The following is a 23,479-nucleotide window of genomic DNA, read 5'->3' as shown; positions in this document are numbered from 1 at the left end:
GTATCTTTAAATTGATGATCTGGATCAAGCATTAACGGGTTTACCGATTTGGAGGTATACAGTTTGTTAACAGTTTAACGTTATGATCATTTTTCGATTAAAGATGCAATTAAAATACTCATCAATCCGGTGTTTGGTCAGAGTTATCCATCGCAGGAATGAACCGCTTGGAGGACGCATGAGTGCTAATAGCGCAGCAGAAAAATCCTTAGAACTGAAAATTTTTATCTTTTTAACCGTATTTCTCGCCCCCCTCTTATCCGTGTTGTTGGTGAGTGGATTGGGATTTGCCATATGGATTAGCCAAATCTTCACCGGCCCACCGGGTGCAGGTTGAGGTCCAAAGAACAATAACAACATGAATAAGCGGAGTGTCGGATGAGCAAAGAGCTGCATATCACGAGTCTCGTGGTGCAAGTCATGCCAAATAAGATGGCGGAAGTCAGGCAACACATTATGGCGATTGAAAACGCCGAACTCTCTGTCAATAACGAAGTAAAACTCGTCGTCGTACTTGAAGGTAACTCCCAACGTGCCTTGATGGACGGTATTGAACAGATTAATGCCATTTCTGGCGTGTTATCCGCCACTATGGTTTACCACCAGAGTGAAGCGCTTGAAGAGGGTGAAGAATGAACATGAATAGACGTGACTTTATAAAAGCCAATGCAGTGATTGCAGCAGCGGGCGCCGCAGGTTTAGCGCTGCCAGCATCGGCGAGCAATTTAATTACTAGCTCAGAGCAAACCAAATTGGAGTGGAACAAAGCGCCTTGCCGTTTCTGTGGTACGGGCTGCTCGGTAATTGTCGCGACCCGTGATGGCAAAGTGGTTGCCACCCACGGCGATGCAAACAGCGAAGTAAACCGCGGCCTTAACTGTATTAAGGGTTACTTTCTGTCGAAAATTATGTATGGCAGCGATCGTTTGACCACGCCAATGCTCAGAATGACCGACGGCAAGTACGACAAGCACGGTGAATTTACTCCCATTAGTTGGGATAGCGCTTTTGATATCATGGCGCAGAAATGGAAGGAAACCTTAAAAGCCAAAGGACCTACCGCAGTTGGGATGTTTGGCTCGGGCCAATGGACCGTCTGGGAAGGCTACGCCGCGGTTAAGTTGATGAAGGCGGGCTTTGGCTCTAACAACATTGATCCGAATGCGCGTCACTGTATGGCGTCAGCCGTGGTGGGCTTTATGCGTACCTTCGGTATCGATGAGCCAATGGGCTGTTACGATGATATGGAAGCAGCCGATGCCTTTGTGCTGTGGGGTTCTAACATGGCTGAAATGCATCCGATTTTATGGACTCGGGTCACCGATCGCCGTTTAAGCGCATCCCATGTGAAGGTTGCAGTTTTATCGACGTTTGAGCATCGCTCCTTCGACTTAGCGGATTTACCTATTGTATTTACGCCGCAAACTGACTTAGCCATCCTGAACTTTATCGCCAACTACATCATTCAAAACGATAAAGTAAACTGGGACTTTGTGAAGAAGCACGTTAACTTCCGCCAAGGTACCACGGATATCGGCTATGGCTTACGTCCAACCCATCCGCTGGAGCAGAAAGCCAAAAACGTGAAAACGGCAGGGGATTCGACTCCGATTGATTTCGATACTTTTAAGGCCTTTGTCGCCGAATATACGGTGGAGAAGGTCAGCAAAATGTCGGGCGTACCAGAGGCTAAACTCATTGAATTGGCGAAGCTTTATGCCGATCCTAATACCAAGGTCACCTCGTTCTGGACCATGGGCTTTAACCAACATACCCGTGGTGTGTGGTGTAATAACCTGATTTATAACATTCACTTACTAACAGGTAAGATTTCAACTCCCGGTAACAGCCCGTTCTCGTTAACTGGCCAACCTTCTGCCTGCGGTACGGCGCGCGAAGTGGGAACCTTCTCCCACCGTTTACCCGCGGATATGGTGGTAACAAACCCTGAGCATCGAAAACACGCCGAAGAAATTTGGAAGATCCCCAGCGGTATTATTCCGCCAAAACCCGGTTATCACGCCGTCGAACAAAACCGCCGCTTAAAAGATGGCGACTTGAACTGCTATTGGGTGCAAGTGAACAATAATATGCAGGCTGGCCCGAACATCAATGAGGAAGGCTTACCTGGCTATCGCAATCCCGCCAACTTTATTGTGGTGTCCGATGCGTATCCCACTGTGACGACCCAAGCTGCGGACTTAATTCTGCCAACCGCGATGTGGGTTGAGAAAGAGGGCGCCTATGGTAATGCTGAGCGTCGCACTCAATTTTGGCATCAAATGGTGCAGGCACCGGGTGAATCTCACTCGGATCTGTGGCAGTTGATGGAGTTCTCTAAGCGCTTTACGACCGACGAAGTCTGGCCGAAGGAAGTCTTGGCCGCTAATCCGCAATTTAAGGGCAAAACCCTATTTGAAGTGCTGTACAAAAACGGCAATGTCGATAAGTTCCCTCTGGCCGATACCGATCCTAAGTATTTGAACAACGAAGCGAAACATTTTGGCTTTTATGTTCAAAAAGGCCTGTTTGAAGAATACGCCACCTTTGGCCGTGGCCATGGTCACGATTTGGCCCCGTTTGATGCTTATCATGAAGCCCATGGTCTTCGCTGGCCCGTAGTTAATGGCAAAGAAACCCAATGGCGTTTCCGAGAAGGAGCCGATCCCTACGTTAAACCGGGTAAAGGCTTTGAATTTTATGGACATCCTGATGGTCGTGCGGTGATTTTTGCGCTGCCCTATGAGCCACCAGCAGAATCTCCTGATGAAGAATTCGATATTTGGCTATCTACGGGTCGTGTGCTTGAACACTGGCATTCGGGCTCGATGACCCAACGTGTGCCTGAGCTTTATCGTGCCTTCCCCGATGCAGTGTGTTTTATGCATCCAGAAGATGCCAAAAAACGTGGTTTACGCCGTGGTGATGAAGTGCGCGTCGTGTCTCGCCGTGGTGAAATCAAAACCCGTGTCGAAACCCGTGGTCGTAACAAGCCGCCAGTGGGTCTGGTGTTTGTACCTTGGTTTGATGCCAGTCAGCTCATTAATAAAGTCACCTTGGATGCGACAGATCCGCTGTCGAAACAAACCGACTTTAAGAAATGCGCTGTGAAAATCGTCAAGGTATAAGGAGCACAGGATGAAAACATTCAAATTAGTTTCAGCATTTAGTGCGCTTGCCTTTTCAGCCTTGATGATAACCAGTGTGACTGCAGCCAGTATTCCGGAGGATAAAATCGATACCTTACGTCAGGTGCCAATTGACGTTGAGCCAACACCGCCCGCGATGCAGGCGGTGCTGAATAAAGATATCAAAGAGGTGCGTAACTACCCGATGCAGCCACCCGTGATCCCACATAAGATCGATGGCTATCAGCTCGATCTTAAGGTCAATAAATGTATGGCGTGCCACGCAAGGCAACGCACGGGGGACTCCCAAGCACCTATGGTGAGCGTGACTCACTATATGGATAGGGACAACAACTTCTTAGCTGAGCTTTCGCCAAGGCGTTATTTCTGCACTCAGTGCCATGTGCCGCAACTGGATGCAAAATTACTGGTCGAGAACGACTTTGTGGATATGGATCATCTGATTAAAGCCAACACTGTGCAGAAAAAACACTAGGAGTCACTATGTTAGATAAACTTAAAAAGATCTGGCAAGTGCTCAATCGGCCGAGTGTGCACTACAGTTTAGGGTTTTTAACCTTAGGTGGCTTTGTGGCGGGGGTGATCTTCTGGGGTGGCTTTAACACTGCGCTTGAAGCTACCAACCAAGAAGCCTTCTGTATCGGTTGCCATGAAATGGAAAATAACGTCTATCAAGAGTTACAGTCGACTATCCATTTCACCAACCGCAGTGGGGTGCGTGCAACCTGTCCTGACTGCCATGTTCCGCATAACTGGACTGATAAAATTGCCCGTAAGATGCAAGCATCAAAAGAAGTGTGGGGTAAAGTGTTTGGTACCATCAATACCCGCGAAAAGTTTGAGAGTAAACGTCGTGAGCTAGCTGAACATGAATGGGCGCGGTTAAAGGCAAATGACTCGCTCGAGTGTCGAAATTGCCATAACTTTACCTATATGGATTTTACCAGACAGTCACCACGCGCCGCGCAGATGCACTCCACATCGCTGGCCAGTGGTGAGAAGACCTGTATTGATTGCCACAAAGGTATTGCCCATCATCTTCCTGATATGGCGGGCGTTGAAGGTTTCTAATCGCGTGTAATATTTCATCTCCAGTCAAAGGCCAAGTGCTCTCCAAACTTGGCTTTTTATTTTTAGCTTGAATCAATGATTTATCTATATGAAAAATATATACTATTTAGCATTGATGATAATGACAACGAGTTGTGATGAACAATACCAAATGGCGTGAATGCATTAGTCTCTTAGCGTCACACTGTGTTTACCTACAATTACGGCTGGTAGGCGAGGCTGATTTTCCATTGGATTATGAAGTATCAAATGAAGTGATATCTCAAATACAGGCAAAAGACTGCGTATTTGTAAGACGGGTGATTGCCTATAAGTCCATCACAGCCCTACGCATTATAAAGACTGATTTACCGCCTTCAGCCCGCGCTTTACAGACGGATATAATGAGTAAACTCAAACAAGCATTGTCACAGTTAGGCCAATTACCGCTTACGGAAGATTCTGAGTTTATCACCATTAATGGGTATTACTTGCAGAGCAACTAGAGGTTTAAGGGGCTGCTTTGCTTTGGTCAGTAGTGTTACCGCTGGCAGTATAGCGGTAACACTTAGCAAGAAAAGGGGATGCTTCACGTTTGGTGCTTAAAACGGTACTCATTGTGTACAAGTAACTGATGACTAAAGTTGTACCGTAAAAATAGGGTCTTTACCTGCGGTTACGTTACCCTGAGCTTTATCTAGATACTTCACATCTTCCATATTGGCGAGTACGACGGGCGTGAGTAAGCTATCCACTTGATCTTTAAGATACTCAAGATCAAATGACAAAATCGGATCGCCTACCTTCACTTCTTGACCTTCTTCGGCCAAACGACTAAAACCACGGCCTCTGAGTTCTACTGTGCCCACTCCAAAGTGAACAAATAATTCTAATCCTTGAGGCGACTCGATACTAAAGGCATGATTAGTTTCGAATATTTTACCGATAGTACCATCAATCGGTGCAACAATGGTGTCACCTTTGGGCGCGATAGCGATTCCATCACCCACAATCTTTTCAGCAAAAACGACATCAGGGACCTTTTCAATCGCGACTATTTCCCCATTTACTGGGGCATAGACCATGATGCCACCAGCCAGTTGTGGTTGGCCTGATACTAATCGCCTTATACGACTTAAAAATCCCATTATATTGTGCCCCTTTGCTTGTTTTTGTTGTTCTCTTATGGTCTGTGAAGCAGCATAACCAATTACATGTATTATTTATAGTTTGTTATACACTGCTGCAGATCTGAAAGTCTATTTTGCTGCATCGCTGTTTGCGCTAACACAGAAAATTTAGCCAATTCACCTTGGCAAATTGCCGCCTTCACTTCGAGCAATGAGCTTAAGTTAACGCTGAGTTCATCCAGCCCCATACCAACAAGTAGCGGAGCCATTTGCGGCGAACTGGCTAACTCACCACAGAGCGAGACTGTAGCCCCAGCCGCTTTTGCTTGCGTAATTGTCATGTTTATCAGGTGTAAAATCGCGGGCGAAAGCGAAGGGTAATCCTTTGTTAGTTGGGGATTGGTGCGATCGGCAGCCATCGCATATTGTGTTAAATCATTGGTACCTATGCTGACAAAATCAAGCCTTGGCAACATCGACGCCAAATTCAACACCGCTGCGGGTGTTTCAACCACTATCCCGTAACTCAGTTCGCCATAACCTTTTTCTTCGTCTTCTAGGGCATCTTGGCATTCGGCGATAAGCTTAAATATCTCATCCAACTCTTCGACTTGATTGACCATGGGAAACATCAAGCGAATTGGACCGTGATTAGCAGCCCGTAAAATGGCGCGAAGTTGGGTTTTAAACAACTCAGGGTGGGCTAAGGTATAGCGAACACCACGTTGGCCCAAGGCTGGATTATCTTCGATTTCTTGGCATAAACAGGGGAGTTCTTTATCGGCACCAATATCTAACGTTCTAATTGTAAATGTTTTTCCGCCTAAAGCATGTAGGGCCTCGCAGTAAAGGTTGTACTGGGCTTTTTCATCCGGAAGGGTGCTGGTATGCATTAACATAAATTCAGTGCGAAACAAGCCTATCCCATCAGCACCTTCATCTTTAACGTGGGTGATCTCATTTAAATTACCTACGTTTGCCAGCAGACCAACGTGATGGCCGTCCTGTGTTTGAGCGGGCACATTACGGTATGTTTGAAGCGCCTGACGTCTTGCCTGCTCATGGTGCAGGGTGACGGTTAAACGGGCTTGTTGCTCAGGCTCAGGATTGACATAAAGTTCGCCGTTTAGAGCATCAAGCACTAATGGCGTGTCATTAGGAATGAATTCGGCATCAAACTGACAACTTAACATGGCCGGGATCCCAGCCGCGCGGGCTAAAATCGCAGTATGACTGGTGAGTCCACCGGTTTTAAGCACAATACCGCTGATATGTTCTTTGGGGAGCAAGGCAAATTCAGCGGGGGTCAGATCTTGGGCGAGCAGTATTGTTGCTTCATTCAGATCAGCTAAACCTTGTTCCAGACGCCCATTAATCGCGGTGACGATACGTTGGCCAAGGCATCGAACATCTTGGGCGCGATTAGCTAAATAGGGATCGTCTAAGGACTCTAGCTCATTGGCTTGATGGGCAAATATCCGCTCAACAGCGACACTGGCAGAAAGCTGTAAGGTGCGGATAGCTTCTTTGACTTGTTCAATTAGCTCATCATCGTCGAGGAGCAATAAATCGGCTTCAATCAGTTGGTAGTTTTCACTTTCGGGATCGAGCTTAGTTTGACTCAGACTGAGCTGCTGCTTTAATGCTTGTAACGCCTTCAGAAACTTACTTTGCTGCAGTGGGATCCTAGAGAGTGGAATAGGACGATAGTCGAGGTGGTTTTCGCAATGGTTAAGGTGTAAAGCCTTGCCGAAGGCGATACCCGATGACACAATAATCCCCGTTATCGACATAGTCATTCCTAATGATGTTGGCCGGTTCCTAACTTAAGGTGATTAACAAGCTTGATACTTTTTCAACCGCTGCCTGCGCCTGCTCTCCCTCAGCGAAAACTCTCACGGTGACACCATGGTACAAACCTAATGTTTGTAGCTTAAACAAGCTTTTGGCGCTCGCTTGTTTGCCATTACATTCAACCAAAACGTCACAATCGAAGGTCTTCGCTTCTTTCACCAACAGTGCGGCTGGACGAGTGTGAATACCATGTTTTGCGGTGATAGTGACAGATTTTTCGTACATAGTGGATTAACTCTTAATCAAGGTTACTGTGCTTATTTTGATTCAATAATCTTGTAACCCGCCTTTTTTAAGGCTGTAATTGCGTTTTGAAGACGATCTTTCTTCACCAGAATATAGTCGGTATCGAAGCTGGAAAGGGCGAAAATACTGATCTGCACGTCGGCTAACGTACTGGCGATTTTCGATAAAATCCCCGTCAATGAAAATCCGAGTGGACCTAATACCTCTAAGCAACTCCAATTGGTTTCTTGTTCTAAACTGTCCAGTGCAAGTTCACTAGGCACCACCAGTGTCAAACCCTCTTCTGTTTTGCAGATAAAATACACTTCTTCAGCAAAAACTTCGCTCGGAATGGGTGCACTTGGGGGAAAGCTATGAATGCTGTACTGCCGTGTATGTACGGCCAACGTCATACGCATGGACGATCCTCAATTAGCGAAGCGAATACAAGTCTTGTTCCTAACTTATAACATGAAATCCTGCTTAAAGGGCATCTATCTAGCCGAATACATTAGCGAATTTTAAACGAAAAGAGGACGTTTTAACACGTCCTCTTTGGTTAGCATTGAAAGCATTCGTTAGGTTATATTTTAAATTGGCCTAAGGTATGGGACATATCTTGGCTAATATCCTGCAGAGATTGGGCCGCACGGCTGTTGCTTTCATTGGCTTTGACTGAAACTTCGGTCAACTCTGAAATATTACAGATATTACGGTTAATTTCTTCAGTCACAAGGGATTGTTCCTCTGTCGCACTTGCCAATTGGGTGTTCATATCGCTGATATGGGCTATCAGCTCTAGAATTGCCGCCATTGCTTGTCCAGCCTCTTGTGCTTTAGCTTGCAATTCTTCTGATTGACGTTGCGTTTGGCTGTTACTTTGCATCACCGAACCGACACCAGTCTGAATTTCAGAGATGATTTTTTGGATCTCATTGGTGGAATCTTGGGTGCGATTGGCTAGGGCTCTGACTTCATCGGCGACCACGGCAAATCCACGGCCATGACTCCCAGCGCGCGCAGCTTCAATGGCCGCGTTTAGTGCCAGTAGATTAGTTTGTTCTGCAATGGCGCGGATCACATCCAAAATACTGCCTATTTGACCTGAGGCTTGCCCCAATTTTTGGGTGATGGCTTCAGAGGCTTTAAGCTCCTGCACCAACTTATCTGTATCGCGCACGGTATTGTCAATGACACCTTTACTTTGCTGAGCCTGACTTTTTACACTGGTGGCAGCATCGGCGGCCTGTTGCGTATTACTCGCCATTTCATGGGTTGTGGACAGCATTTGATTCACCGCAGTCGCTACGCTGCCAGTTTCGCGATGAATATGTTCGGCGCTTTGGTTGGACTCTTCTACAGCAAGCATTAATAACTTAGCATCGTTGTCGAGGGACTGGCCTAAGGGTTGTAGATGTCCAACCATATCGCCAATCTTTTGGGCGAAAAGGTTAAAAGCATGGGCTAGGTGAGCCACTTCATCTTTACCTTGCGTACTTAAACGCTGGCTTAAGTCGCCTTCGCCTTGGGCGATATCTTCAAGGGCTTCAATGGCATCATTCAGTGGAGATGTGATCGAATGATTTAATACCAGGAAAAATGCAAAAATAGGCACTGAAATGAGAAACATGATAATCAGATAATCGATCATCACTTCGTTAAGACTTTCTTTGACATCACTCAAATACGCCCCAGTGATCAGTGTCCAGCCCCATTGTGGGTAATAGCGTGCTTCCGCTAATTTATCTTCGACGATTTTGGTTACAGGGTTAGCGATGGGATATTCCAGCGTGGATTTGCCATTTTGTCGAGCTTGAGACAATAGCGTTGTCAGTGGGTTAGAACCATTGGGAAGCGTGAAATTCTGAGCGGATGTCCCGATCATACTGGCACTTTCACCATGGGCCAGGATTTGGTTGTTATCATCAATGAGAATAAAGTAACCCACACCAGCATAGCGGGTTTGATTGATGAGGCTCGCCGCGGCTTTTTGGGCCTCTTGTTCACTCATTTTTCCGCTAGCGGCATCTTGGCGATAAACGTCAATCACACTCAAAATACTGCCAAGCTGACCATCAATTTGTAACCACTTTTGTTCGATCAAATTACTGTATTGTTCTTTAATCGAAAAACTGGCAAAACAGACAGTACCAATGGCCGCCATCACTAACATCATCATCAGACGTTTTAAAATGGTGAATTGGCGCAAAAAAGTGATCATCTGGAGTCCTCAGGCGCGAAAATAATGGGCATCAATATACCCGCGAATGTTTTTTAATAGAATATTAGCGGGTTAAATTTTATCTAAAGTCGTAAACAATATGGGGTTTCTTTGATCTTAAGCAGGATCTTAGCTTGAGCCTCATCTGAATGATGAATTTATGGCTCATTTTGGCTGCATCACGTTTAGTCTATTGGCGCTCAATGAAGTATTTATTAAATTCAATAACTTACCGTCCGTTAACAACATTAACATTGGTAATGATGTCTAATTAGTTGTTTTAATTTTGATTTTTTACTCTTTTACGCGCAAGATTAATCAACTGTTATGTTTGAGAATCGATTATGACTACAAATACTATTGTGACTTCAGACGATATCTTGTTGAAGTTATGCCACTCCGTTGCCCACGTGCTATCCAGCACAAGTGCGAGTCATGTGAGTCATGCAGGTATGGTACAAAGCATTGCGCGTACCCGTTTGAAACCTGATCTAGGGTGTTTTTCGATTTTTGACGGTGGATTTTCAGGGCTTGTTGTCATTAACTTTTCGGCGCCTGCGGCTATCGAAATCTATCGTCGCTATATGCTCAATATGGGTATGCCTGAAGAGGAATTAGCCTTTTCCCATACTTCCGATGAAGTTAGTAATGTGATGGGCGAATTGATGAACCAAATCTTGGGTGACTTCATCAATAAAATTTCTAAGGAGTTGCAAACATCTATTAGTCAGAGTCAACCTAAAATGTTAACTATAAACAAAGAGTTAACTATTTCCATTGATGCAAACTTAGATGAGGCAGTGGCAAGACGAGTGTCCTTTAAAACCGAAAATAACCATATCTTCTACCTCGAATTTGCCATGGATAAAACCGAATTTATCAAGTTAGATGAGTTTGAATATGATGAGGAATTTGATCCAGATAGCTTACTCGAGCAACACGGCATGAGTGGGGCACAAGCTTCAAATGTGGATGGTATCACGCCTTGGAGCCGAATCGCAGATAAACCAGCCATTAGTCAACAGCATACCAATATGGATGCCGATGATTTGCTTGATGAATTAGGCATCTAACTCATCCCTTAGGTCGATACAAACGCCTTATGGTTTGTATCGACTGTTGCTGACACTTGACGGCTTAATCCACTTATTCATTTGAATATTTGCTCGTTCCGCGTTTTTAAAGATTCGACTCATTTATGCTGGGATAACTTGATTCTTTGATTTAAGCCTCACTTGGCTGGTTTTGTTGTCAATGGATCTCAACCGTTCAATATCTTAAATTGGACTAAAACTGTTAACTTGTTAGACAGTTGTAAATCCTTAGGCTATACAAGTCGTTAGAACTGTTTTAGTATCCCCCAAAATAATTATTATGGTGACCTTCGCTATGGCATCGAAAGCGACCTCCATTGATATTGCTTATCGTGCTGGTGTATCCCAGTCAACGGTTTCCCGAGCCCTCAGAAACAGCCCGCTGGTCAATTTAGAGACCCGTGAGCGGATCCAAGCAATTGCCAAAGAACTCAACTACAAGGTGGATAAAAACGCCAGTAATTTGCGTACCCAAAATAGCCATACTTTAGCGCTGTTGTTATGTGAAGACCCCACGAATGATGATTCACTGATCAACCCATTTTTCCTGTCAATGTTAGGGTCGATTACTCGGGCAACTGCACAGCAAGGTTATGATTTACTCGTTTCATTTCAGCAGCTTTCGAGTGATTGGCATGCCGATTATGAGGACAGCAATAAAGCCGATGGCATTATTTTACTGGGTTACGGCGACTACATGGATTACGAGCAGAAGCTCGAAAAGTTACTCGCGCAGCATACGCATTTTGTGATTTGGGGGGCAGAGCATAATAATAAATCCGTGTTGTCCATCGGTTGTGATAATCATCAAGGTGGCTTGATTGCAACAGAACATTTAATTTCCCTTGGACGTAGAGCCTTTGCCTTCTTAGGCGATGCTTCCAGTCATAGCCCTGAATTTCGAGACAGATATTTAGGCCATGTAAAAGCCTTGCAAACCGCCGGATTATCAGTAGTGGCCGAGCGGCAGATTTCAGCCATTAGTACTGAAAGTGCTGGTTATGATGCAGCGATGGCATTAATGGAAAAAGGGCTGATGTTTGATGCGATTTTTGCCGCCAGCGATTTAATTGCGATTGGTGCTATTCGAGCCTTAAAAGAGAAGGGAATATTAGTGCCTGAGCAAGTGGCCGTAGTGGGCTACGATGATATTCCAGTGGCAAGTTTTGCCAATCCACCACTGACTACCATCAAGCAAAACACACAGTTAGCGGGCGAGATTTTAGTCGAGAGTCTGCTTAAGCTTATTCGCGGTCAGGCTGTGGGTCCACAATTGATCCCCACCACCTTAGTGGTTCGCAGTTCCTGCGGGATTGACCATACGCCCCTTGATTAAATCTTGCCAAAGTGAAGCAGGCACTGAGCCGAGCGTCCCTAGGGCGTGTTGATGTTTTAGGGTATTTTGGCAGCAATTTGGCTGACGTTTATGCAAGGCAAAGTCCGTGCGGTGTAGTTATTCTACATAAACTAACGCGGCAGAAACGCTTGCCAAATGCTGTCCGAAGGGGGCGTCTGGCAAGCCCTTGCTCTTACTTTCTGCCATCTGAGCCGATCATCATTTGAGTCGAATAACGACACGTCATTTTTCGTTTCGCGAGCACGAGCTTACCAGAACGAACAAAATTTAATCTCGAAACATCACACGCTCTAGACACTCGGCTTTTTGTTGAGCGAACATTCAAGCGATTTATTAGCTCAATTGTTTTGACGCATCAGCTAGTTAAAAATGTGCCGTATTAAGCTCTTGCATACTGACGGAGAAACTTAGGTACTTCGGCTTTACTCTTGCTCATCACTTTTTGCATTAGGCTAAAGGGCGGTTCTACAATCGCAAAATCCTGTTTCAGATCCGCTAGCATTCGTAGCCATAAATGTCCCGTCATTTCCGCGTCAGCAAGCGCACGGTGGAAAGTGCCATTGTTCGGTAGCTGCTTATGGCGTACTAATGTTGCCAACTGATGATTGATGGCCTCAGGGTATAAACGCCTTGCCAGCAGTAATGAACAACCAAATTGACCTGAATATTGGTGACCGATGTGAGCAAATTCGGCATCAAGAAACCGCTGATCGAAGGCGGCGTTATGGGCCACCAGATGATGCTTGCCGATAAATTCTGCAAAGCGTGCCATTACCTCCGCACAGGGCGCCGCGTGGGCGAGCATTTGATTGCTGATCCCGGTGTAATCTTCAATAAAGGCGTTTATCCGAAAACCGGGATTCATTAATTCTGAAAAACGCGTAGTAATCTGGCCTTGCTCAATTAATACCGCGCCAATCTCAATGGCACGGGCACCCTGATTTGGTGAGAGTCCCGAGGTTTCAAAATCGACCACCACAAGGGTATTGGCGGGTGTGTAGGCGGGTGTTTTGGGCATAAAATTAACTACTTATTGGGATGGCAAAGTGTGTTGTATGAGTTCATTACATTGTCATGACATCGCTTGCTAACGAAAGCAATGCCAACCGATTGTAAAGCAATCTCGGCACTGGCGCATCTAAGGCTGGGATAATCGTGAGGCTTAACCTAATACCGCACATCTGATTACTAGGTCGTGTAGACATTTATCAATGTGCCAAACTAATTCATTTTTGTGCGACTTGGCTGCATTTAAACCGTCCTTAAATGCACAGAATATTTAAAACCTGTCTTTATCTGTGATCGATGATAGCGATTATTTGCAATGTGAGGTTGTAAAAGTTATTTATAAACAGTAAGTTAGTTTTGCTTTATAACACTTGTGGCTATTAAATTAGATTGTGCACATAAAGGAGTTGTGATGAATAAGATAAGACTGGCGACATTATTGAGTCTCATTCTATTAGGTGGCTGTGTCTCGTACACGACGCCAGGAGGCAGTGTGGCAATCGGTAGCTTAGCGGAGTCAGATATTAGTGCGTTAATGTCAACGCAACCTGCGGCCATCTTTCCTGCTCACATTGCAGTTGCACGTATTCAGGCGCCGGGCTATATATCCTACCGTTTAAGCAGTTTTGGCACTGGGCGGTATCGCGTGGTAACTACCCGTGAGGTTGAAACTGAAGCTGATTTTGCCCAATTAGCCAAAATGCCGCAGGTGGCGGGGATTGCACCATTAAATCGTATTTTGTTGCCTGAAAAGTTAGATTCAATCAAATCCCTGCGCGAAGCCGCTGCAAGACTTAAAGCCGATATGTTGCTTATCTATACTTTTGATACATCCTTCCATGCGGGGGAGCAGCAATTTGCACCCTTAAATGTGATTTCCCTTGGGCTACTCAAGAATAAAGAAGTGAGTGTGACCACAACGGTTTCTGCGGCCATGTTTGATGTCCGCACGGAATATTTGTATGGCTTAGCGGAGTCGACGGCAAAGGAAAGCTCAGATGCAGTAGATGATTTACGTCGACTCACTGAAAAGCAAGCGTTTTCACAGTTGATCCCAGAAATTGAAAAGACCTAGGCGGGAGTGATTACCCTATATAGTAAATCGCCAACGAATGTGACGAACTAAGTTGATAATAATATAGCATTATAGATCAACGAAATAAAAATATGCCGCGCATAATCCATGATTAAGCGCGGCATATTTTTAGAACTATCAGCTTTAGCGGGTTAACACTCTACAATATTTACCGCGAGGCCACCCTTAGCGGTTTCTTTGTATTTACTACGCATATCTTTACCGGTGTCCATCATGGTTTTGATCACTTTATCCAGTGAAACCTTATGGTTACCGTCGCCGCGTAGTGCCATACGTGATGCGTTAATCGCTTTGATGGCGCCCATGGCATTACGTTCAATACAAGGGACTTGTACTAAGCCGCCAACGGGATCGCAGGTTAAACCTAGGTTGTGTTCCATCCCGATTTCGGCCGCGTTTTCAACATGTTCAACTGTGCCGCCCATAATCTCGGTTAAGGCGCCAGCCGCCATTGAACAGGCTACGCCGACTTCACCTTGACAGCCCACTTCTGCACCGGAGATTGAGGCATTTTTCTTGTATAGAATACCAATCGCTGCGGCGGTTAACAGGTAACGGGCGCAAACGTCGATATCGACTTCTTGTACGAAGGTATCGTAGTAACAAAGCACCGCAGGAATAATGCCCGCCGCACCGTTAGTCGGGGCTGTGACGACGCGATCGCCGGCCGCATTTTGCTCATTAACCGATAGGGCGAATAAGTCGACCCAATCCATTGCGGTTAATGGATCAACATTGTTGCGACCTTCCGCTTTAAGACGACGATACAGGGCCGGAGCTCGGCGACGCAGTTTTAGACCGCCTGGCAAAATGCCTTCTTTTTGGTAACCACGTTCGATACAGGTCTTCATGGTTTGCCAAATATTCCAAAGCTTGGCTTTGACTTCTTCTTCACTGGCAAGGCTTAATTCGTTGGCCATCATCAAGGATGAAATGCTCAAGCCATGTTCAGTGCAGAGTTCGAGTAACTGCGCGCTGCTATTAAAATCGTAGGGCGCCGATTCAATTTGCGAGGCAGGCGAGGCATTGCGCTGATTGATTTCATCTTCATCTAAGATAAAGCCACCGCCGACAGAGTAGTAAGTGCGTTCATAAATGCATTTGCCCTCGCTGTAGGCGTACAGCGTCATGGCATTGGCATGGGCAGGGAGACTTTTACGTCTGTGGTAGGTGATACCGTCTTCACGGGTAAACTTAACCACTTTGCCGCAGCTTATCGTCAGGGTCTCCGATTTTGAGACGTGTTCCAGAATGCCATCGATGCTATCGGTGTCGACGGTTTCAGGATCTTCACCCATTAATCCTAAAATAACGGCTTTACCCGTGCCATGGCCTTTACCCGTTTGGCCGAGTGAGCCAAACAGCTCTGCTCTTAATTCATCAATTTGGCCAATCTGCCCTGAATCAGCAAGGTGTTGCATAAAAATTTTGCCCGCTTTCATGGGGCCAACAGTATGTGAACTCGAAGGGCCAATACCGATTTTGAACATATCGAATACGCTAATCATGATTGAAGTCCTGTTGTGTCTCGATTTTCATTTTAGTATCTGTGCGGATGAACTTTGCAGTTACAGCGTCAATACGCTGGTTTTTATGGCGTAAACTCTGGCAAACTGCAGGCATTATCCACGTAAAATGTGCTTGTGTGATACGCTTAAGACCAGTATCCCACAGATTAGCATCAAGATTCACATTAGTTTTTTTGATTAAAAAGACTTCGGATAAGCTCAGCTTAATTAGCTTATCATTAATGTCGATTTTATCGGCAATATAATTGGTTTTAGGCAATGTTTGATGGCGAATGGCTCGCTTTTTGGGGATTTTTGTGAACTCCGTAGTCCGTTTCGTGATAATTAATATTTGAGTATGAATAAGAATTTTTAGGGAGAATTATGAGTTATTTAATGTTGGATCTGCTGTCATTAGACGTCAGTGAGGCTGAAGCTGAAATGTTGCGCCATCCTCAGGTGGGCGGTTTGATCCTGTTTTCCCGCAACTTTACCAGTCGTGAACAATTAATTGGTTTGGTGCAGCAGATCCGCCAAATTCGCCCCGAGATATTAATCGCGGTTGACCACGAGGGCGGGCGGGTGCAGCGCTTCCGTGAAGGATTTACGTTAATTCCTGCCATGGGAGATATTCTGCCTGCGGCGAAGGGGGATATGGCTCTCGCGAAGCGATGGGCCTGTGAGTTGGGCTTTTTAATGGCTATCGAGCTACTCGCCTGCGATATCGATTTAAGTTTTGCGCCTGTGCTCGACCTTAACGGTATTAGTCAAGTAATTGGTAAACGCAGTTTTAGCGCAAATCCAGATGAAGTTATCGCCTTAGCACGGAGTTTTATTGAAGGTATGGCACAGGCCGGAATGGGCGCCGTGGGCAAACATTTCCCCGGTCATGGCAGTGTGGCCGCGGACTCGCATATTGCTCAACCTATTGATGAGCGTGAGGCTAAAGCCATTTTTAATCAGGACATTTTGCCATTTAAAGAATTGATTGCTGAGGGGAAATTGTCTGGGATTATGCCGGCACATGTGATTTACCCCAAAGTTGACCCGAATCCTGCTGGCTTTTCGCCTTACTGGTTAAAGCAGATTTTACGCAAAGAGCTTGGTTTTAATGGGGTAATCTTCTCCGATGATCTCGGTATGAAGGGCGCCTCCTTTGCAGGTGATTATGTGGGACGTGCCAAAGCAGCATTGGATGCAGGGTGCGATATGATATTGGTTTGTAATGATAATCCTGGCGTGATGACGCTGCTAAATGGTTTTGTTTGGCCTGAGGCTGCACCACAACATCCGGCGAGCTTGCTTAAACCGAATATGGCGCAAACCGCTTTAGCGTTAGAAAATAGTCCCCGTTGGGAAAATGCTAAGCAGCTAGCGGAGCAAATACAGCTCGTACAACAGGCAAAAGTTTGATGTAGCGCAAGGTTCTTACATCTATTTTTGCTAGGGTTAGTTTAACGCGCCGCGTTTGGCCGCTTGCTTAAAGGTCTCAATATGATTTTTTATCTTCACGGATTCGATGCTACTAGCCCTGGTAATCACGAAAAAATGCGTCAATTGCAGTTTATTGACCCAGACGTTCGACTGATTAGTTACAGTACCTTGCATCCCAAGCACGATATGCAGCACTTGTTGAAGGAAGTTGCTAAGCAAATGCAGCATAGCGACGATCCTGCTCCCTTGATGGTTGGCGTGGGTTTAGGTGCTTATTGGGCCGAGCGGATTGGCTTTTTGAATGGACTTAAGTCAGTGTTGATCAATCCCAATTTACATCCTGAGAGCACCATGCAGGGGAAAATTGATCGACCTGAAGAATATGCTGATATTGCCAATAAGTGCGTCTCTGAATTTAGGATGAAGAATACCCATAAAGCCATGTGTATTCTGTCTCGTTTTGACGAAGTGCTTGAAAGTCAACTAACTGCTGATGAACTCAGCCGTTATTACGCAATCGAATGGGATGAGACTCAGCCCCATAAATTCCCCCTGTTGGCAGCTCACTTGCCCAAAATTAAAGCCTTTAAGCTGGGCTAACGCGGCCAATCTCATCTGTTTAGACTGTCATCATGATGCTTATCGCTTTTTGTCACTAGGGCGATAGGCTTTCACTCCTTTGCCATTCTCTGCGTTCTATATCTACTTAACCTGAACTCGGGATAACGAGTGTCGGAAAAATCTAAATTTAACAAACCAAATCAATGCTATAAATGATTTATTTTGAAAAGAAGAATTTTTTTCTGACTGAATGCGCAGATTTTTGTGCTTATCAAGGCGCTCTGTCGTATGCCATAGCGAGCTATGGTGAGACAGAGCAAGGCAGAGAGGCCCGAAAAGATGCGTATTCAGCGGCTCTACTTATCCCGAGCTCAGGTTACTTATTATATGTATTTCACTCTGTTATTTGTATGAGCTGGTTTTTTCTACTATAAACTTGATGTAAAAGCCTGTATCGATATTCTTTATTTGGAATGGTTGACGGTATATATCGTTAGTTTAGTTGGTTATTTCAGCAAGAAGCATTAAAAAAATACTATAAGAGTGGACTTATCTATCATTTTGTTGAAATTAATAATTAATTGTGTAAAGTAGCGCATCTTAATGGCTTGTTACAAAATGCTACAAACTTTTATGCCAATTCGTCCAATTATGGACAACCTTTTGCGTATGTCGCCCGAACAGCTAACAGCGGTCTCGTTAGCTGTTTTTTTATGTTTATTTTTCTTAAATTTCACGTAGTAAATCCATCACTTAAATCATGATCAAACTTATCTGAGCTGAAATCTCAGCTATGCTTAGTTTTGCATGCTATTGCCCACCGAGCCTTGCTCAGGAGTCTTAGATGAAACGGGTATTAATTAAATTGACCGGGAATGTGCAGGGTGTGGGCTGTAGGCAGGCGACCTTAGCAAAGGCACGATTCTTGGGCGTGACAGGTTATGTAACCAATTGCGTTGATGGCAGCGTCGAGGTGCTTGCTCAAGGTAGTCATGTCGCAGTGGATAATTTTATCGCGTGGTGCCAGCAGGGCGTGCCGTGCACCGATGGGCTTAGGGTCGACGTGGCAGAATATCAAGGTGATGATATTTATCTGGATTTTTCAATTGTGCGCTGATTTGATGTTTAGACTCAATTGGGATGAGTGTCAATACTCGTGTGGCGGTTGAAGGAATAAAAAAGCGGTAATGCACTGACATTACCGCTTTTATATATGAAAGTTAATCGGATTTGCCTATTTAGGCATTAGGCTGTGCCATCTTACGGATCTGGATCACCATGCCCATTTCGGGGTGATCGAGATAATGAATCTCATCACTTTTCACCCGACGATTTTGCTCCAGCGGAATCGACATCAGGTAAGGCGTCATCACTTTGACCGGTGTGGCCACTGCAGTATTCGTATTTATGTTGGTGTCATCGGTTGGCACCGGCATCAACTTACGGCCTTCTTTACGTAAATTTAAGGCCGTTTCGATATACAGATAGTGGCTTAGATAAATATTTAGCGTGCCGTCGAGTTGCCAAACGGGTGAGGGCAGTAATGGTGCCGAGTTTTCTAAGCTTGTACCTTGGGAGCCTTGAGTATTTTGCATCGAAGTGTTTAACGCTTGTTGGACAATTTGGCGACCATCAAAGTGATAATTGGCTGAGAAATCCTTGCCCGCAAACAGACGGATGGGCATTGAGCCACTCTTACCCTGCATAGGTTGTTGCCATGTCATATGCAGCAGACTGCGATTACCTCGCTCTCTCGATAAACTATTAACGATGCTGGCAAACTGGCCTTGACTGCTTGCCAGTAACACTGGGCCACTGCCAAGTTTGGCGTAGGTTTGGCTGCTACTGCCGATTTCCGATGGGATCATGCTTGGGTAACGGTACTGGGTGAGGGTATTTGAACTCGGGCCTGAGATCGTTAAGGTGCCACTGTTAATACTATTAGCATCGGTATTCGTGCTTTCTGCACAATGGCTATTGGCATCGGCATCATAAACAAGCGTACAAGGTGCAGGCTCATTACTCACAGAGACCACTGCCTGACCGACAACGGGTGAGATCAGGTCGATTGCACTATTGGTTTTCGTCTCGATTGGGGCCATTGGCCATTGCTCAGTTGACTGACTTTGACGTTCGAAAATATAGACTTCAACTTCGAACCACGCCTCAGCACGGGCAAGTGAACTGTGTGAAAGTGCAATAAGTGTAGCGATAGAGACCGCGAGTTGACGTAACACTATTTATCTCCAAGACGATGTTGCGATTGATGTTGAGATAGTTGTTCGAGCAAGAGTTTGACTAACGCGAGCCTCTCTTTTGCTGTTTCGGCGCTGAGCATGAACTTTAACTTATTCGGCCCATCCATTCGATAGATTTGTGGCTGACTTTGTAGCAATCCGATGATAAAGCCTGGGTCGATACTATGATCTTGACTAAATTCGATGCTACCGCCCTTGGCGTGTACCTCAATTTTAGTCGCCCCCAGCCGAGTTGCCTGATGTTTATACAGGGTCATTTCCATCAAGTTTTTAGTCGCATCGGGCAGCAAACCAAAGCGGTCGATAAGCTCAACTTTAAGTTCGTCTAAGGCTTCTTCGCTGTCACAACTGGCGATACGTTTGTAGAGTGACAGGCGAATATTCACATCACCGACATAGTCTTCCGGCAACAGCGCTGGAATTCTGAGTTCCATCTCACATTGTTGATTAAGCATTTGTGCCAGTGAAGGCTCTTTACCTTGCTTAAGCGCTTTGACCGCCGATTCCAGCATTTCCATATAGAGGCTAAAGCCAATTTTAGAGATATGGCCGCTTTGCTCATCACCTAACAGTTCGCCTGCGCCGCGGATCTCTAAGTCTTGGGTGGCAAGCATAAAGCCAGCGCCTAAATCTTCAAGCGCATCAATGGCTTCTAATCGTTTACGAGCATCAGTAGTCATGCGTTTAGGATGTGGCGTCATTAAGTACGCGTATGCTTGATGGTGCGAGCGTCCAACGCGGCCACGCAATTGATGTAATTGGGCTAAACCAAAGGTGTCGGCGCGTTCGATAATAATGGTGTTGGCACTTGGGACGTCGATACCGGTTTCGATAATAGTGGTACAGACTAACACGTTGAATCGTTGATGATAAAAATCTGACATGACTCGCTCAAGATCCCGCTCACGCATTTGGCCATGGGCCACAACGACTCGCGCTTCAGGTAGCAGTGTGCTGATGTCTTGGGCACATTTTTCAATGGTTTCGACATTATTGTGCAGGTAATAGACCTGACCGCCACGGAGGATCTCACGCAGAATGGCTTCACGTACTGTTGCGGGATCGGATTCGCGCACAAAGGTCTTCACCGCCAAACGCTTAGCGGGAGGCGTCGCAATAATCGATAAGTCGCGCATTCCCGACATCGCCATATTTAAGGTGCGGGGAATAGGCGTCGCTGTGAGGGTCAAAATATCCACATTGGCCCGCAGTGCCTTGATTTTCTCTTTTTGTCTGACACCGAATCGGTGTTCTTCATCGATGATAAGTAGGCCTAAATTCTCAAATTTTGCCTCGGATTGCAGCAACTTATGGGTACCGATTACGATATCGACTTTGCCTTCTTCGAGCAGTTTCAGCACTTGAGTTTGCTCTTTGGCGGTTCTAAAGCGTGACATCACTTCAATTACCACTGGCCAGTCGGCAAATCTGTCCTTAAAGTTTTCATAGTGTTGTTGGGCAAGGAGTGTTGTGGGTACAAGCACAACCACTTGTTTACCGTCATTTACGGCCACAAAGGCGGCACGCATCGCGACCTCGGTTTTACCAAAACCCACATCACCGCAAACTAATCTGTCCATTGCGGTTGGCGATTGCATGTCTGCTAACACTGCATGAATGGCACTTTCTTGATCGACGGTTTCTTCAAAGGGGAAACCTTGAGCGAATTGGGCGTACTCTTCGTCATTGATTTCGCAGCTCTCACCCGGACGTGCTTGGCGACGGGCGTAGACATCGAGAAGCTCTGCGGCCACATCGCGGATTTTTTCAATGGCTTTATTTTTTGCTTTGGCCCAAGTGTCGTTACCCAGTTTATTAAGATGTGTTTCCCCATCTGCGCCAACACTATAGCGGCTAATCAAATGTAAATTGGAAACGGGGACATAGAGCTTATCGCCACCCGAGTACTCAAGTTGCAAATATTCAGCGACAATGCCACCAGTATCTAAGGTGACTAAACCTTGGTAAAGGGCAACACCGTGCTCTAAGTGTACGATCGGCTGGCCGACTTTCAGCTCGGCTAAGTTTTTGATTAAGGTATCGTTACTGATCTGGCGCTGTTTTTCACGGCGGCGTTGCTGTGAAATTCGCTGACCAAAGAGTTCGGTTTCGCAGATGATGCTCACAGCGGTTTGCGCCCCTAGCCCCAGTACACAACCACGGGATAAGGGCGAAACGATCAAGCCAAGTTTGGCATCACTTTGAATAAATTCATCAAAATGACTAAATACGCTAGGCTTTAGCTGGATTTTACCAAGAAGTTCGAGCAGCGCTTCACGGCGGCCTTCAGATTCTGCGCTAAACAGCATTCGCGGAGCACGTTCGGCATAATATTCGAGTGCGATTAATGGTTGCTTTAATTTGTGATTGGCGCTTACCTCGGGCAAAACACTGGCATCAATCTGCGCCGCAGCACCATTGGTGTCAGGATTTGGGGCGACAAATTGATAGCGAGGCAGTGGCTTAAAGGCGGCAAATAATTCTTCTATCAGTAAATACAGCTCTTTTGGCGCAAGCAGTGGCCGTAGCGGATCGACTCGCCTGTCTTCATAGCGGGTTTCCACTTCATGCAAATGGGCGCGGGCGGATTTTTCGATATCGCCCAAGGTGACTAACTGAGTGTTCTTCGGCAGGTAATCGAACAGTGTCGCAACCTCATCAAAAAACAGTGGCAGATAGTTTTCAATCCCTGCGGGCATCAGATTGCGGCTTACCAATTGATAAACCGATTCTGGTTCTTTAACTATTACCTCAAAACGGCGGCGATAACGTTGTCTAAAGCCTTCGATGGCGCTGTTATCGGTTGGAAATTCTTTTGCTGGTAATAACCGCACCGCATCGACTGGCGTGGATGAGCGTTGGGTCTCTGGGTCGAAATGGCGAATGGTTTCGACTTCATCATCGAAAAGCTCGATACGCAGTGGCATATTCACGCCAGTGGGGAAGATATCGAGGATCGAGCCCCGAATGGCAAACTCGCCGTGCTCGTAAACCTGTTCAACTAAGTGATAACCGGTATCTGTTAACTGTTGGCGCACATCATGGAGCTGATATTTATCGCCTTTTTTTAGCACAAAAACATTAGAGCTTAAATAGGATTTCGGCGGCAAGCGGATCATCAGCGTTGTCACCGGCACGATAACCACGCTGTGCTCGGCATGGGTGATATGTGACAGGGTTTCTAAACGCTGGGAAATCAAATCCTGATGCGGTGAAAAACTGTCATAGGGCAGGGTTTCACGGTCAGGGAACAGCCGCACCTTAATGGTGGTTTTTGCCAATAAATAATTGAGTTCTAACTCAAGACTCAATGCCGTTGGCGTGTCACTGGTGACGATCAGCGTGGTGCCTTGGTGTTGACGAATAAGACTGGCAAGGGTGACAGCTTGACCAACCCCAGCGATACACGACAGAGTTTGCATTTGAGTGCCATTTTTTACAACGGGCGGTGTTAGTGCTGAAAGTAGTGTCATTGGCGTGGGATAAACGGATTCATTCACAAAAAGTTGCATTTATTGTAGTGACTTGGGCGCA

The 23,479-nt window shown here is 45.8% G+C and carries 21 protein-coding genes; 12 read left to right on the top strand and 9 right to left on the bottom strand.

Translation table 11 applies throughout. The features are described from left to right. The first annotated feature begins 178 nt into the window (after positions 1–178). The 6 genes from H9J30_RS14210 (at position 179) to H9J30_RS14185 (ending at position 4,705) form a co-directional block, all read left to right on the top strand. On the top strand, positions 179–337 hold the full coding sequence (locus H9J30_RS14210; RefSeq protein WP_240131583.1) for a periplasmic nitrate reductase, NapE protein: 159 nt from the start codon (positions 179–181) through the stop codon (positions 335–337). A gap of 41 nt (positions 338–378) precedes the next feature. Then, entirely contained in the window at positions 379–636 is a 258-nt protein-coding gene (locus H9J30_RS14205; RefSeq protein ID WP_240131582.1) for a chaperone NapD, read from the top strand. A gap of 2 nt (positions 637–638) precedes the next feature. Then, the gene (gene napA / locus H9J30_RS14200) at positions 639–3,128 is read left to right on the top strand and encodes a nitrate reductase catalytic subunit NapA (protein ID WP_240131594.1); all 2,490 of its coding nucleotides are present in this window, start codon (positions 639–641) and stop codon (positions 3,126–3,128) included. A 10-nt stretch (positions 3,129–3,138) separates the two neighbouring features. After that, positions 3,139–3,624, top strand: a complete 486-nt coding sequence (locus H9J30_RS14195; RefSeq protein WP_240131581.1) for a nitrate reductase cytochrome c-type subunit — start codon at positions 3,139–3,141, stop codon at positions 3,622–3,624. An 8-nt stretch (positions 3,625–3,632) separates the two neighbouring features. Continuing rightward, complete coding sequence (locus H9J30_RS14190) at positions 3,633–4,220, top strand: cytochrome c3 family protein (RefSeq protein WP_240131580.1); 588 nt, start codon at positions 3,633–3,635, stop codon at positions 4,218–4,220. A 137-nt stretch (positions 4,221–4,357) separates the two neighbouring features. After that, complete coding sequence (locus H9J30_RS14185) at positions 4,358–4,705, top strand: hypothetical protein (protein WP_240131579.1); 348 nt, start codon at positions 4,358–4,360, stop codon at positions 4,703–4,705. Between the two features lie 132 nt (positions 4,706–4,837). On the opposite strand, the gene crr is transcribed toward H9J30_RS14185, so the two are convergent. The 5 genes from crr to H9J30_RS14160 form a co-directional block, all read right to left on the bottom strand. Continuing rightward, a complete protein-coding gene (crr, locus tag H9J30_RS14180; protein WP_240131578.1) occupies positions 4,838–5,347 on the bottom strand; it encodes a PTS glucose transporter subunit IIA in 510 nt (169 codons plus the stop codon). Between the two features lie 71 nt (positions 5,348–5,418). Next, the gene (gene ptsP, locus H9J30_RS14175) at positions 5,419–7,122 is read right to left on the bottom strand and encodes a phosphoenolpyruvate--protein phosphotransferase (protein ID WP_240131577.1); all 1,704 of its coding nucleotides are present in this window, start codon (positions 7,120–7,122) and stop codon (positions 5,419–5,421) included. 28 nt (positions 7,123–7,150) lie between these two features. Next, positions 7,151–7,408 (bottom strand): HPr family phosphocarrier protein, encoded by a 258-nt coding sequence (locus tag H9J30_RS14170; RefSeq protein WP_240131576.1) that lies wholly within the window; start codon positions 7,406–7,408, stop codon positions 7,151–7,153. A gap of 32 nt (positions 7,409–7,440) precedes the next feature. Then, positions 7,441–7,827: an ACT domain-containing protein gene (locus H9J30_RS14165; RefSeq protein WP_240131575.1), complete on the bottom strand. Its 387-nt coding sequence runs from the start codon at positions 7,825–7,827 to the stop codon at positions 7,441–7,443. 164 nt (positions 7,828–7,991) lie between these two features. Further along, positions 7,992–9,629, bottom strand: a complete 1,638-nt coding sequence (locus H9J30_RS14160) for a methyl-accepting chemotaxis protein (protein WP_240131574.1) — start codon at positions 9,627–9,629, stop codon at positions 7,992–7,994. A gap of 344 nt (positions 9,630–9,973) precedes the next feature. Between H9J30_RS14160 and H9J30_RS14155 the strand changes: the two genes are divergently transcribed. Continuing rightward, positions 9,974–10,702 (top strand): DUF3334 family protein, encoded by a 729-nt coding sequence (locus H9J30_RS14155; RefSeq protein ID WP_240131573.1) that lies wholly within the window; start codon positions 9,974–9,976, stop codon positions 10,700–10,702. Between the two features lie 316 nt (positions 10,703–11,018). Beyond that, positions 11,019–12,059: a LacI family DNA-binding transcriptional regulator gene (locus H9J30_RS14150; RefSeq protein WP_240131572.1), complete on the top strand. Its 1,041-nt coding sequence runs from the start codon at positions 11,019–11,021 to the stop codon at positions 12,057–12,059. A gap of 400 nt (positions 12,060–12,459) precedes the next feature. On the opposite strand, the gene H9J30_RS14145 is transcribed toward H9J30_RS14150, so the two are convergent. Beyond that, on the bottom strand, positions 12,460–13,098 hold the full coding sequence (locus tag H9J30_RS14145; protein WP_240131571.1) for a 3'-5' exonuclease: 639 nt from the start codon (positions 13,096–13,098) through the stop codon (positions 12,460–12,462). 402 nt (positions 13,099–13,500) lie between these two features. Between H9J30_RS14145 and H9J30_RS14140 the strand changes: the two genes are divergently transcribed. Continuing rightward, the gene (locus H9J30_RS14140) at positions 13,501–14,163 is read left to right on the top strand and encodes a hypothetical protein (RefSeq protein ID WP_240131570.1); all 663 of its coding nucleotides are present in this window, start codon (positions 13,501–13,503) and stop codon (positions 14,161–14,163) included. 152 nt (positions 14,164–14,315) lie between these two features. Here the strand turns inward: H9J30_RS14140 and H9J30_RS14135 are convergent, their stop codons facing one another. Next, positions 14,316–15,692, bottom strand: a complete 1,377-nt coding sequence (locus H9J30_RS14135) for an L-serine ammonia-lyase (protein ID WP_240131569.1) — start codon at positions 15,690–15,692, stop codon at positions 14,316–14,318. 384 nt (positions 15,693–16,076) lie between these two features. On the opposite strand from H9J30_RS14135, the gene nagZ reads away from it, so the two are divergent. The 3 genes from nagZ (at position 16,077) to H9J30_RS14120 (ending at position 18,804) form a co-directional block, all read left to right on the top strand. Beyond that, positions 16,077–17,105 (top strand): beta-N-acetylhexosaminidase, encoded by a 1,029-nt coding sequence (gene nagZ, locus H9J30_RS14130; RefSeq protein ID WP_240131568.1) that lies wholly within the window; start codon positions 16,077–16,079, stop codon positions 17,103–17,105. Between the two features lie 81 nt (positions 17,106–17,186). After that, positions 17,187–17,726, top strand: coding sequence for an alpha/beta hydrolase YcfP (ycfP, locus tag H9J30_RS14125; protein ID WP_240131567.1), 540 nt, complete (start codon positions 17,187–17,189; stop codon positions 17,724–17,726). A gap of 805 nt (positions 17,727–18,531) precedes the next feature. Further along, positions 18,532–18,804 carry an acylphosphatase gene (locus H9J30_RS14120; protein ID WP_240131566.1) on the top strand — a complete coding sequence of 91 codons (273 nt, stop codon included), beginning with the start codon at positions 18,532–18,534 and terminating at the stop codon, positions 18,802–18,804. Between the two features lie 121 nt (positions 18,805–18,925). On the opposite strand, the gene H9J30_RS14115 is transcribed toward H9J30_RS14120, so the two are convergent. Both H9J30_RS14115 and mfd read right to left on the bottom strand, forming a co-directional pair. Beyond that, positions 18,926–19,924, bottom strand: coding sequence for a peptidoglycan binding protein CsiV (locus H9J30_RS14115; protein WP_240131565.1), 999 nt, complete (start codon positions 19,922–19,924; stop codon positions 18,926–18,928). After that, positions 19,924–23,418 carry a transcription-repair coupling factor gene (gene mfd, locus H9J30_RS14110; RefSeq protein ID WP_240131593.1) on the bottom strand — a complete coding sequence of 1,165 codons (3,495 nt, stop codon included), beginning with the start codon at positions 23,416–23,418 and terminating at the stop codon, positions 19,924–19,926. Before mfd ends, H9J30_RS14115 begins: the two co-directional genes overlap by 1 nt. Positions 23,419–23,479: the final 61 nt, after the last annotated feature.

It is taken from the genome of Shewanella cutis (assembly GCF_022410515.1).
In the GTDB taxonomy this organism is placed as follows: Bacteria; Pseudomonadota; Gammaproteobacteria; order Enterobacterales; family Shewanellaceae; genus Shewanella; species Shewanella cutis.
This window is presented reverse-complemented; position numbering and strand designations above follow the sequence as displayed.